Below are 11,948 nucleotides of genomic sequence, written 5' to 3' on the forward strand. Positions count from 1 at the left end.
AAACGCCGGACGGGCTTGGTCGTTCTCGAACGCCGGACGGGCTTGGTCGTCCTCAAACGCCGGACGGGCTTGGTTGTCCTCGAACGCCGGACGGGCTTGGTCGTCCTCGAACGCCGGACGGGCTGTCGTCAGCCCGGCCGGCGTTTGAGGCCGCCTACGGCTGCGACGTGATCGGGGCGCTGCCTCGTTCCCTCAGGGGGTAGTCCTGGGCGGCCTCCAGGTGGTGGACCGATTCGCGGTAGACCTCCGTGTCGTCGCCCGCGGCGATCAACGCGATCAGCCGCTCGTGATCCCGCAGCCCCGCCCGCCGCACTTTCGAACCGGTGTCGGCGAGCGCCTCGTTGGCCCATTCCCGCTCCTGCCGGCCCCACAGCACCTCGACCGCGCCCAGCAGGATCTTCATCGTCTCGTTGCCGCACAACAGGACCAGCGCCTCGTGGAAGTCGCGCCCGGCCCTGATGTACGCGGGCCCGTCGTCGACCGCGGCCTCCATCCGAGCGTGCACCTCGCGCAGCCACGGCAGCACCTCCGTGTCCCGATCCGGGCGGGCCGCGCACAGCGCCGCGCACACCGGTTCGAGCCGCCGCAGCGCCTGCGCGAGATCGTCGAGCCGCACTTGACGCGCGTGCATGACCATGCCGAACATGTGGGCCGCGTCGGCGGGTTGCGGGATGTGCACGACCGCGCCGCCGGTGTTGCCGCGCTTGACCGTGATCAGACCCTCGGTCTCCAGGATCCGGAAGGCTTGTCGCAGCGTCGTGCGGCCGACCCCGAACTCGGCGATCAGGTCGTCCTGCTTGGGCAGCATGTCGCCGTCGCGCAGGGGGCCGTCCAAGATCCGGCGGCGCAACCGGCGGGCGAGTTCGTCCGCGATGCCGGCGTTGCGCAGGGACCGTTCGTCGCCGGCCCGGACCGGCTGCGCCGCCGCGCTCACGCCGGCACCGCGACGGCGAGTTCGGACACCTCGGCGAGCTGCGCGGGGGTCAGGTCGAGCACGGCCGCGGCGTTGGCGCCGGCCTGCTCGGGCCGCGTCGCGCCGACCAGTACGGAGGCCACCTCGGGCTGCGCGGCGAGCCAGGACAGCGCGAGTTCGAGCAGGGTCAGCTCCTGGCTCTCGGCGTACGCGGTGAGGCGCTCGACGATCGCGAAGTTGTCGTCGGTGGCAACGCCTCGCGCAAAGCCCGGGAGGGCCGCGAAGCGGCTGTCGGCGGGGAAGTCCGCGCCGCGCCGATACTTGCCGGTGAGCAGCCCGGAGGCGAGCGGGAAGTAGGGGATCACGCCGACGCCGAAGTGCCGCGCGGCCGGGACGAGATCCCGCTCGACGGTGCGCTCCAGCAGGTTCCACTTCACCTGCGCGGCGACGAAGCCGGTGCGGCCGGCCACGTGCGCGGCGTCGGCGAGCTGCCACGCGGCGAGGTTGGAGGTGCCCGCGTAGAGCACCTTGCCGGCCTGTACGAGGTCGTCGAGGGCGGTGAGGGTCTCCTCGATCGGGGTGTCCGGGTCGGTGTAGTGCTGGTAGTAGAGGTCGATGTGGTCGGTGCCGAGCCGCTTGAGGCTCGCTTCGCAGCAGCGCACGACGTGCCGGCGCGAAGAGCCGTTGCCGTACGGTCCCTCGGCGACGCGCGCGCCGAACTTGGTCGCCACGACCACGTCCTCGCGGCGACTGCCGAGGGCCTTGCCCAGTAGCACCTCGGATTGTCCGCGGCCGTACATGTCGGCCGTGTCGAACAGTGTCACGCCCGCGTCGAGCGCCGCGCCGACGACCTTGTCGGCGCCGTCCTGGTCGATCCGCATCCCGAAGTTGTTGCAGCCCAGGCCGATCGCGGAGACCTTCAGACCCGACTTGCCCACAGTGGTGTAGCGCACGCTCAGCTCCCGTCGTCTTGTTCCGCCATCATAGCCATGATAGCTATGACACATCGTCAGCTGATGCACCGTCAGCACATCTGCACACCGTGATACATCCGCACACCGTGATCGCGACGACCGTGACGCGATTTCTCCACGAGGGTAGGCACTCATGCGCAAGATCCCCTATGCCGGCAGCGTGCACGACCAGAGCGAGATCGACGCGATCCTGACGGTCCTCAACGGTCCGCCCGCGGCGATGGGCATCGGGCGCAACGTCGCCGCGATGGAGACGCGCGTGGCCGAGTTGTTCGGCAAACGCCAGGGGTTGATGTGCAACTCGGGCTCCTCCGCCCTGTATCTGGCGATCGAACTGCTGCGTCTGTCCCCCGGCGACGAGATCATCACCTCGACGCTCACCTTCTCCACCGACATCGCGCCGATGGTCAAGGCCGGCATCGTGCCGGTGCTCGCCGACGTCGAGCCCGACACGTACCAGATCGACGTGAACCGGATCGAGGCCCTGATCGGGCCGCGAACCAAGGCGATCATGACCCCCAACCTCGCCGGCAACGCACCCGACTGGGACGCGATCCGGGCGATCGCGGACCGGCACGGCCTCAAGGTGATCGAGGACTCGTGCGACGCGCTCGGCGCGACCTTGCGAGGCACCCCCACCGGCACCCGCGCGGACATCTCGGTGACCAGCTTCGCGATGTCGCACATCATCACGTGCGCCGGCAACGGCGGCATGGTACTCACCGACGACGAGGACCTGCGCGACCGCGGCCTGATGCTGCGCCGCTGGGGACGACGCAGCGAACTGCAGCTGTTCGGCTCGAAGAAGGGCAATCGCGACTTCTTCGAGGAGATCGACGGCGTGCTGTACGACAACCTCTTCATCTTCGACGAGATCGGCTGGAACTTCGAGCCCTCGGAATTGGGCGCGGCCTTCGGGCTGGCCCAACTCGACAAGCTGCCGCGTTTTCTGGCGACCCGTCAGGAACACTTCGCGGCCCACCACGCGTACTTCGACGCTCGGCCCGAGTTCACCGCGCCGCGCCAGACCGAGGATCTGGTCACCGGCTGGCTCAACTTCCCCATCCTCTTGAACGAGGGGTTGTCCTTCTCGCGCGGCGAGATGCAGGCGTGGCTGGAGGAGCGCGGGGTGTCCACGCGCACCGTGTGGTCGGGCAACATCCTGCGCCAGCCCGGGTTCAAGGACATCGCGCACCGCGCCGACCCCGCCGGATACCCCAACGCCGACCGGGTGATGGAGCGCGCGCTGATCGTACCGATGAACCACCGCATGGCGGCGGACGACGTCGCGTACATCCACGAACAGGTCGACGCGTTCCTCGCGAGCCGCTGACGTGCGACGCGGGAGAGAGCCGGGGCGTGTGTCGCGCCCGGCTCTCTCCGTGTCCGCTGGTCCGCGGCCTCGCACCCGGGCTCAGCCCTCCTGGCGGACGGCCTCGCCCTCGATGTCGATCTTCACCTTCTTGGAGACCAGCACGCCGCCGCTCTCCAGGGCCTGGTTCCAGGTCATCCCGAAGTCCTCGCGGTTGATCTCGGTGGACGCGCTGAACGCGAGCACCTCCTGACCCCACGGGCTCGTCGCGAGACCCTCCAGTTCGACCTTGAGCTCGACCTCGCGCACGACACCCTTGATGGTCAGCTCACCCAGCAGCGTGAACTCGTCGCCACTGCGCTCGGTCAGCCGCACCGTGCGGAACTCGAGTGTCGGGTACTTCTCCACCTCCAGGAAGTCCGCACTGGCCAGGTGGCCGTCGCGGTCCTTGGCGCCGGTGGTCATGCTCGCCGCCGAGATCGTGGCCTCGACCTTCGACTCCATCGGATCCTCGGCGATCGTGATCACGCCGGAGAAGTCGGTGAACTGTCCGCGCACCTTGGTCACCATGAGGTGCTTGGCCATGAACCCGACGCGGGTGTGGCTCACGTCCAGCGCGTAGGCGCCCGCGGTCGGGATCGTCAGGCCCTGCCACGTGCGGCGGGTGGTGTCGGCGGTCATGTCGGACTCCTTGAGGAGAATGTGATTGCCCTGCGGATATCGACCTCGGCAATAGCTTGCCGGACGATATTCCGCGCGTCAACTAATCTATGATGGGGCCATGAGCACTCCCCCTGTCGCCCCGGATACCACCCCCTTCGAGGATCCACGCATCACCGCCATGGGTTTGCTGGTCGAGGTCTACACCGGGCTGATGGATCGGCTGAGCCCACAGATAGCCGAGCACGGCCTGTCCACGGTGGACTTCAACGTGCTCGTGCGGCTGTCCCGCTCGGCCGAGCAACGCCTGCGGATGAGCGACCTGGCGGCGCAGACCTCACTGTCCACGTCCGGGGTCACCCGGGTCGTGGACCGCCTCGAAAAGGAGGGGCTGGTCGTGCGCGAGAACTGCCCCACCGATCGACGCGCGTTGTTCGCGGTGCTCACCGGCGACGGCGCCGACCGGATAGGCGGCATCCTGCCCGGCCATCTGGACCTGTTGCAGACGTGGCTGATCGATCCGCTGACCGACAGCCAGCGCGAGGGACTTCTCGACGGCCTGCGCATCGTGCGGGACACGACCAACCCCGGCGCTCGCGCCGGCATCGCGTAGGGCGCCGGCCCGACCGTGAACACGGCCCGCCCCCGACCGCGTGGCGGTCGGGGGCGGGCCGGCGTCGGTCGCGGGGGCGGCGCGGGGTCGGCGCGGGTCAGGACTCGCCGCGTAGTTCCTTGGCCGCCTCCGACAGGTCCTTGGCGGTGTCGATCGCCCGCCAGTAGGCGCCCTGCGGGATCGGGAAACCGGCCAGGCGCTGCTCGCGCGCGAGTCGGGGAAACGTGGTGCGTTCGTGATCGCCCACGTCGGGCAGCAACGCGGTGAACTCCGGCGCGAACACGTACACGCCCGCGTTGATCAGGTAGGGCGACGGCGGCGCCTCGATGAAGTCCAGCACGTGCCCGTACTTGTCGGTCTCCACCACTCCCCACGGGATGCGCGGCCGGGCCAGCGCGAGCGTGGCGAGCGCGGTGCGCTCGTGGTGGAACGCGGCCATCTCGGTGAGCGAGAACCGGGTCCAGATGTCGCCGTTGGTCGCGTACCACGGCTCGCTCGGCCGCGGCAGCGCGGCGGCGGCGAACTTCAGGCCGCCACCGCGGCCGAGTGGTTCGGTCTCCACCACCGTCTCGACGTTCAGCGGCAGGTCGGCCGTCTTGAGCCAGTCCTGCAACACCTCCGCGAGGTGCCCGCACGAGACCACGACGTCGCGCACTCCCTCCGCGGCCAGCCAGCGCAGCTGGTGTCCGATGATCGGCGTGCCGGTGCCGGGGATCTCCACCATCGGCTTGGGCCGGTCGTCGGTGTACGGGCGCAACCGGGAGCCCTGCCCACCGGCGAGGATCACCGCCTGGGTCACGGCGCGGGCCCCTGAATGGGTGGTCGAGTGTGGAGCGGAAGTCATGGGCGCATTATCGCGCCCTCGAATCTCCCCCGACGAGGCAAGGGAGATCCAAGGGAGGTACCGCTCGTGGCGGCGCCGATGGGGCCCTAGGTTCTTCCCATGGACCACTGCACTTCGAACACCGGGGGGAACGTCACAGTGCGCACGAGGACCGGTCGCATCGCCGTCGCGGTATCCGTCTCGATGGCCGTGGGCCTCGCGCTCGCCGGCTGCGGCCAAGAGGACGGTTCGCCGCTGGACACCGTCCGCGCGCTGCACAGCGCGGGCCCGACCGGCGGCGACACCACCGCACGGCCGACCGACCCGCCGACGGCCAAGCCGACCAGGTCGCGACGACCCACCCGGACGCCCACCGCGCCCGCGACGTCGGGGAGTTCGGCCACGTCGAGCCCGAGCGCCACGACCACGTCACGCTCCACCGCCGAACCGGCCACGGGGGCGACCGGCCCCTACATCAACGACCCGTGCAAGCTGCTGACCCCCGCCGAGGTCGCGTCCTCGACCGGGCTGCCCGTGGTCAAGTCGGAGATCGACCAGGACATCAAGTCGTCGACGAGTTCGTTCTGCGACTACCGCGACGCGGACGGTCGGTCGTTGATGACGATCATGTCGACCACGAGGACCAAGTCGTACACCTCGGCGACCGAGGCGGCGCAGGGCACGATCCGCGACTCGGACCACCCCCTCCCGGTGGCCGGCATCGGGGACGCGGCGTTCACCTACAAGAACGACACCGCCAACGGCATCGTGTGGTCCAAGGAAATGCCCGGCACCTTGTATCTGTGCGAGGACGTCTACGTGGACCGCAGCGACAAGGACCTGCCACCCGACGTGTTGACCGCCCTCGCCCGGACGATGATCGGCAAGCTGTGACCTCGCGCGTCGGCCCCGCCGCCGCCCTCGCCACGGTGGCGGGACTGGCGTGCCTGCTCGGCGGGTGCGACGTGCGGTCGGCGTCGCACGAGCAGGCGGGACCGTCCCCTTCGCCGACGGGCGACACCTCGGGAGTGGGTCCGCTGCGGCCCACGCCGGCACCGGCCACCTCCAGTCGGCCGCCGCCGTCGAGTTGCGACCTGCTGTCGCCGGCGCGGGTGCGCGAGGTGCTGGCGGTCGGCCCGTTGTCGACGCGTCCCGGACCGACCGGGCGCGCGTGTGGATACCTCGACGGCAACGACCGCGAGGTGCTCACGGTCACCCTCGGGGTGCTCCCGCAGGCGATGGTCGGCGGCCCGGCGGACGCGGCCGAGGCCACCGCGACGGGCTCCGGTCCGCGCGAGACGGTGACCGGGCTCTCGGACGCCGCGATCCTCTACCACGACCCCGTGCGCGGCGACGGCATCGCGTTCGCGCGCGCCCACGGCGACACGGTGACGTCGGTGGACATCACCGCGCCGGCCTTGGAGCGCCAGCGTCTGGTCGCGCTGGGCCGGACCGCGGCGGACACCCTCGGCTGAGGCTATTTCCTCGGCCGCCGGAACCACCCGGGGCGAGCCGGTCGATTCCGGGCACACACCGGGAACCTGGTGCCCGAGGCGTCGGCGGCGGCGCGTAGGGTCCGGTGTCGGGGCGGCTGTGCGCCGCGGCCAAGAGGAGGCGCTCACCCATGTCGGATCGGGATCCGAACGCCGTCGTGCTGCTCACCAACCGCACCAGTTCGCGGATCAGCACGAGCGGCGGGCCTGCGCTGCCACTGCGCGACGCGTTGCGTGTGTACACCGAGCACGTGGACACCAAGGTCGCGGAGCGATACGCGATCGTGGTCACCGAAGTCGCGGACGCCGACGTCGCCTTGCTGCGCCTGCCCGGGGCGCACGGGGGCGCCGAGCTGGATCGCATCGTGGACATCGCCGCGACCGTGCCCACCGTCGCGGTCATCGACCTGTACCGACCCGCCGCGGTGGCCGACCTGGTCGGCTACTGCGCGGCGCTCCTGGGCACTCGCGGCGCGGACGACGAGGGCGTGCTCGACGTCGTGTTCGGCCGCTACGCGCCCGCCGGTCGGCTCTCCAGCGACCTTCCCTCAGACGCCGAACCGCTCTTCGAAACCGGGCACGGCTTGTCCTATTAGTCGATCACTGTCGACAAATTGACCGTTCGTCAGCGAGTTTTCCGGGTGATGTTCAACACGTCCACCGCGCCGTGAGCGTCGCCGATCGTGGCGAAGTCCACCGCCACGAAGTTGACTTGGGCGCCGCGCTCGGCCTCGCACCGTCGAGCGCGGTCGAGCAGGAACTTGCGCGAGTTGACCTGGCCCGCGTCGATCCGACTGCCGCCTCCCGAGGTGACGAAGTTGTTCATCAGGAACAGTCGCTTGTCCACGCCGCCGCGGTTGGGCGAGCAGGTCATCTCGGCGGGACTGGCGAAGGCGTAGGGCGTCTCCTGGCCGTACTTGTAGAAGTTGCGGTACCAGGGGGCGGGCCCGTCGGCGCGCTCGGCGAACACCACCAGGCGGCGGCCCTTGTCGATCATCGTGCCCAGTGTCGGCCACGGCTCGCCCGGGTCGGCCGAGGGCGTGTACAGCAGCCGCTCCAGGCCCGCCTCGCGAAACGCCCACTCGGTCTGTTCGGCCGTGATCGCGTCCTGCACGATCATCGTGACCACCTCCCGCGGGTTGCGGTCCATCCACTGGCCGATCGAGCGCAGGGTGTCCACCATCGGCACCGCACCGCCGCGACACACGGAGTGGCACAACCACAGTCCCGGACGCGCGGGCGCGACGTCGTCCACGACGCCCGCGACGATCCGGCGCGACGCGGGATCCAGGTCGGAGGCGGCGAGTCGGGTCGCGACCTCGTCGGGCGCCTCCCACGTGTAGGAGTCCACGAGCAGGCCGCGTACGCCCGCGTCGAGTTGCGTGACGATGTCCGGGTCCTGGAGCGGGCTGACGAACCGCGACGCCGTCGAGGACATCGAGTTGTGCGTCGCGAGATAGGCGACCTGGTCGTAGCGGCGCCCGCACAGTTCGGTCATCCCGTTGCAGCGCTTGGCGTCCGAACTCGATCCCGACGTGGGGACCGGGACGAAGATGGTCAGCACGATGACGCCGGCCGCGATCAGGCCGGCGCCGGTGCTCACCATGCGCCGGGTCCGGTGCCTGATCGGCGCGGTGCGCCGGTGCTGATGCTTGCGCCACAGCGCGACCGCCGCCCAGGTCACCCCGCCGAACACCAGGGGTACCGCCGCGGCCGCGAGCCACGTGCCGACGATGTCGCGCGCCGCCGCCTCCTGTACGTCGCCGACCAGCTTGCGCACCGACGGCGCCCAGCCGTCGCGATGCTCGGGGACCACGTGCGGCAGCAGGCCCCACGCCACCAGGCAACCCAACCCCGCGAGCAACCCGCCGCCGGCGAGCGCGAGCGCGGGAGTGCGCAACCGGTCCACGCCGTGCGCCGAGGACGTGCGCCACAGCACGATCAGGCCGAGCAGCGCGGTCACGCTGACCACCGCGAGCAGCCGGCCCAGGCCGAACACCGTCATGGTGCGCAGTTGTTCGAGTTGGCCCAGCTTCAGTTTCTGTTCGTTGGCCTTGTTGGCGCGCAGGTCCAGGGTCAGGTCCCACGATCCGCCGTCGGAGAGCCCGGTGAGGCCCACCTGTGCCTCGCGGACCTTCTCGCCGAAGATCACCGGTACCACCGCGACGAGCACCCCGCCGAGGTCGTCCGCGCGCAACGCGGCCACCACCGGTTCGCGGATCGGCTCGCGCGACTCGGCCGGCAGCCGTTGCAGGATCAGATCGGCCACCTGGGGGGCCGCGGCCGGGTCCAGGCGCAGCGCGGGAAGGGACTCCGGAGGCTTTCCCTGGGCGAGCGCGTCCAGGGCCTTGGAGACCCCGTCCACGAGCGCGGGAGCGTTGTCCTCGGTCACCCGCGGGACGTTGCCGGTGAGGTCGGCGACGAAGACGTCGGCGACCTTGCCGAGGTTGTTGATGACGGGCTTGAGGTCGACGGTCAGGCGCAGTTCGCGCTCGTCGCCGCGCAGGTAGCCGATGGTGTGCCCGACCTGGACGCGCACCAGACCGCGCAGCGTGGAGGGGGGCAGGACCAGGCGCAGGTTGGCGGTGACCTGGTTGGGCGGTACCGGCAGCCGGCCGAGCAGGTCGTTGGTGACGCCGGCGAGCTTGGGGTCGACCAGGACCTGGTCGTACAGGCGGTCGTACGCGTGCTCGCGTTCGAGGATGTCGTCGTACCAGTCGCCGGACAGCACGGTGACCCGCGCGACGCCCAGTCCGGTGATGACGGTGATGCACAAGACGACCAGCGCGGTCAGCAGGGCCCGCAGCACGCGGCGCCACCGCCGCCACGTGTTGCGGACCTTGAGCCGGCGGGAGACTCGTCCCACCACGATCGGCTTGGTCATCTCAGAAGAATAGGAACCCATCACCAGCCCGAGACAAGCACACGAGGTCGGGACGGTCCCGACCGGATACGGGCCCTTGCCTGCCCGAGTGAGGCCTTCCTACGCCTACTGCGCGCGATTGGGGCGCAGTGTCCAGGTGACGGTCGTCTCGGCGGTGGTATCGCCCGCTTCGTCCCGAAGAGTGACCGAGACGGTGAACACCGGACGTTTGCCCTCGTCGAGCTCGGCGACCACCTCGGCGGCGGGGCGTTCGAGGCGGGCCTCGGCCGTGATCGGGCCGCGCGCGATCTTGACGTAGCGGATTCCGGCGTCGACGGCGAGCGGGGTGGCCCGGTGGAGTCGGTTGCCGAACGCGGCGATCACGATCGCTCCCGAGGCCGACTCGGCGAGGGTGAACATCGCGCCGGCGTGCGGGGCCGCGATGTGGTTGTGGTGCGCCGGGTCGTCGGGCAGGCGCAGCACCGCGCGGTCGGCGGCGAGTTCGAGGAATTCCAGGCCGAGCGTGCGGACGAAGGGCACGGAGGCGCGCAAACCCTCGGCGACGGCGTCGAAGTCGATTGTGGACGCGGTTTCGGGTGCCGCGGTCTCGGGTGCCGCGATCTGCGGGGATTCGGTCATGGCCCGATGCTACCGGCAAGTAACTTCGTTCGGAGCGAGCGACCTGCCGGGCATTTCCTTCACCCGGTGAATCTGTTTGACTGAGTCACATGAAATTCGTGTGCATCGAACGCCCGGAACCCGGCGTCGCGACCGTCTCGCTCGACCGACCGGATCGCCTCAACGCCCTCTCGCCGACCCTGGTCGAGGACGTCAAGGAGGCTTTTCGCGCGTTGCACCGCGAGCGCGACGTGCGCGCGATCGTGCTCACCGGGCGAGGCCGCGGTTTCTGCTCGGGCGCCGACCTGTCCGGCGACCCCGATCCCGCGCCCGACACCGAGGGCCGCGGCCGGGTCGGGCTCGTCTACCGGACCCAGGAGCACCTCGCCGAGATGATCCTGGCGATCCACGAGTGCGAGAAGCCGGTGATCGCCGCCGTGCACGGCGCGGCCGTCGGCGGTGGGCTCGCCCTGGCCCTGGCCTGCGACCTGCGGGTCGCGGACGCCACCGCCCGGTTCGGCTCGGTGTTCATCAAGGTCGGCCTGTCCTCGGCCGACGTCGGTACCAGCTACCTGCTCCCCCGCCTGGTCGGGCCGACCCGGGCGGCCGAACTGATGCTCACGGGCCGCCACTTCGACGCGGCCGAGGCCGACGCGTTCGGTCTGCTCAATCGGCTCGTGCCGGCCGGCGAACACCTGACCGCCGCGCTCGACCTCGCCCGGGCGATAGCGGCCAACAGCGAGTACGGCGTATGGATGACCAAGAAGGGCCTGTGGTCGGGCGTCGCCGCGACGTCGCTGCGCCAGCAGCTCGAATTGGAGAACCGCACCCAGGTGTTGGGCACCTTCACCGGCAACATGACCGAGGCCGCCGCGGCCTTTCGCGAGCGGCGCGCACCGGTGTGGAGCGACATGTGAGACCGGGTCATCCCTCGGCCGGCGGGTCCGCGGACCAACGCAACACCCGACCGCGCGCGGCGGCGCTCGGATTCGCGGTCAGCCGGATCTCCTCGACCGTGTGCCCGCCCTCGTGGCGCCGCGCGCGGGTGAGGTAGCCGGCCGTCTCCAGCTCGGCCAGGTAGCCGGCGATCGACTCCGGACTCTCCCCCGGCCTGGCGCCAAGGGCGCCGGGATCGGGCCGGGCCCCGTCGGGCAACAGCAGCAGATACACGGCCAGGCCCCGCGCGGGCACGCTCAGCCGAGCATCCCCCAGGAGAGCGTCGGCAGACCCGAGCCCCGACCCGCCTTCCTCGCCCCAGATACGCCTCATCACCCCAGTCTCGGCCCGCGCGCACCCCGGCACCGCGGACCGCACAACCCCTCCACATCCGGGTGACCGAACGTTTGCCCGGGTTTCGAGGCGCCCGGTGACGACGGCGCGAACGTCGAACGGAGGGCCCTGACGCGACCCGGTTCCCGGCACGCCGAATTGCCGACGGATCGGGATCGCCCGGATCGAGGCGCGCCGACCCCACGCCGGGCGCCCTGCCGACCCGGGCGCTCGACCGCCGTGCGAGCTACTGCTCGCTGCGGCCGGGTTGTGCGTGGTACGGCTGCGCATCCCCCGGGGCAGCCGGATCGACGCGCGCTCGCCCGGACCGGCGCGTGGCCGACCACCGCCCCGACCCGGTCGGCGCGAGCGCGCGCCGAGGGCGAACCGTTCGGGGCCGTGCCGCGGCT

Annotated in this window: 13 protein-coding genes; 6 read left to right on the forward strand and 7 right to left on the reverse strand. The window is 70.8% G+C overall.

Features of this window, described 5'->3' with window-relative positions; translation table 11 throughout:
- Positions 1-154: 154 nt before the first annotated feature.
- Together GT354_RS34085 and GT354_RS34090 are read right to left on the reverse strand one after the other, a co-directional pair.
- Positions 155-934, reverse strand: a complete 780-nt coding sequence (locus GT354_RS34085) for an FCD domain-containing protein (protein WP_161360235.1) — start codon at positions 932-934, stop codon at positions 155-157.
- A complete protein-coding gene (locus GT354_RS34090; protein WP_346012308.1) occupies positions 931-1,866 on the reverse strand; it encodes an aldo/keto reductase in 936 nt (311 codons plus the stop codon). Before GT354_RS34090 ends, GT354_RS34085 begins: the two co-directional genes overlap by 4 nt.
- A 154-nt stretch (positions 1,867-2,020) precedes the next feature.
- On the opposite strand from GT354_RS34090, the gene GT354_RS34095 reads away from it, so the two are divergent.
- Positions 2,021-3,220, forward strand: a complete 1,200-nt coding sequence (locus GT354_RS34095; protein WP_161360237.1) for a DegT/DnrJ/EryC1/StrS family aminotransferase — start codon at positions 2,021-2,023, stop codon at positions 3,218-3,220.
- An 81-nt stretch (positions 3,221-3,301) separates the two neighbouring features.
- On the opposite strand, the gene GT354_RS34100 is transcribed toward GT354_RS34095, so the two are convergent.
- Positions 3,302-3,880: a YceI family protein gene (locus GT354_RS34100; protein ID WP_161360238.1), complete on the reverse strand. Its 579-nt coding sequence runs from the start codon at positions 3,878-3,880 to the stop codon at positions 3,302-3,304.
- A 100-nt stretch (positions 3,881-3,980) separates the two neighbouring features.
- On the opposite strand from GT354_RS34100, the gene GT354_RS34105 reads away from it, so the two are divergent.
- Entirely contained in the window at positions 3,981-4,472 is a 492-nt protein-coding gene (locus GT354_RS34105) for a MarR family transcriptional regulator (protein WP_237535752.1), read from the forward strand.
- A 97-nt stretch (positions 4,473-4,569) separates the two neighbouring features.
- Here GT354_RS34105 and GT354_RS34110 read toward each other — a convergent pair whose 3' ends face one another.
- Positions 4,570-5,316, reverse strand: coding sequence for a nucleotidyltransferase family protein (locus GT354_RS34110; RefSeq protein ID WP_161360239.1), 747 nt, complete (start codon positions 5,314-5,316; stop codon positions 4,570-4,572).
- Between the two features lie 138 nt (positions 5,317-5,454).
- On the opposite strand from GT354_RS34110, the gene GT354_RS34115 reads away from it, so the two are divergent.
- The 3 genes from GT354_RS34115 (at position 5,455) to GT354_RS34125 (ending at position 7,384) form a co-directional block, all read left to right on the forward strand.
- A complete protein-coding gene (locus GT354_RS34115; RefSeq protein WP_161360240.1) occupies positions 5,455-6,189 on the forward strand; it encodes a DUF3558 family protein in 735 nt (244 codons plus the stop codon).
- Entirely contained in the window at positions 6,186-6,770 is a 585-nt protein-coding gene (locus GT354_RS34120) for a hypothetical protein (protein WP_161360241.1), read from the forward strand. The genes GT354_RS34115 and GT354_RS34120 overlap by 4 nt, the downstream gene beginning before the upstream one ends.
- Positions 6,771-6,919: 149 nt before the next feature.
- Positions 6,920-7,384: a hypothetical protein gene (locus GT354_RS34125; RefSeq protein WP_161360242.1), complete on the forward strand. Its 465-nt coding sequence runs from the start codon at positions 6,920-6,922 to the stop codon at positions 7,382-7,384.
- A gap of 29 nt (positions 7,385-7,413) precedes the next feature.
- On the opposite strand, the gene GT354_RS34130 is transcribed toward GT354_RS34125, so the two are convergent.
- The gene (locus GT354_RS34130) at positions 7,414-9,672 is read right to left on the reverse strand and encodes a PI-PLC domain-containing protein (protein WP_237535753.1); all 2,259 of its coding nucleotides are present in this window, start codon (positions 9,670-9,672) and stop codon (positions 7,414-7,416) included.
- A gap of 105 nt (positions 9,673-9,777) precedes the next feature.
- Positions 9,778-10,290 carry a DUF4442 domain-containing protein gene (locus GT354_RS34135; RefSeq protein ID WP_161360243.1) on the reverse strand — a complete coding sequence of 171 codons (513 nt, stop codon included), beginning with the start codon at positions 10,288-10,290 and terminating at the stop codon, positions 9,778-9,780.
- An 89-nt stretch (positions 10,291-10,379) separates the two neighbouring features.
- Between GT354_RS34135 and GT354_RS34140 the strand changes: the two genes are divergently transcribed.
- Entirely contained in the window at positions 10,380-11,186 is an 807-nt protein-coding gene (locus GT354_RS34140) for an enoyl-CoA hydratase-related protein (RefSeq protein ID WP_161360244.1), read from the forward strand.
- Positions 11,187-11,193: 7 nt separating this feature from the next.
- Here GT354_RS34140 and GT354_RS34145 read toward each other — a convergent pair whose 3' ends face one another.
- Positions 11,194-11,538, reverse strand: coding sequence for a hypothetical protein (locus tag GT354_RS34145; RefSeq protein WP_161360245.1), 345 nt, complete (start codon positions 11,536-11,538; stop codon positions 11,194-11,196).
- Positions 11,539-11,948: the final 410 nt, after the last annotated feature.

Source organism: Streptomyces sp. SID3343, from assembly GCF_009865215.1.
In the GTDB taxonomy this organism is placed as follows: domain Bacteria; phylum Actinomycetota; class Actinomycetes; order Streptomycetales; family Streptomycetaceae; genus Embleya.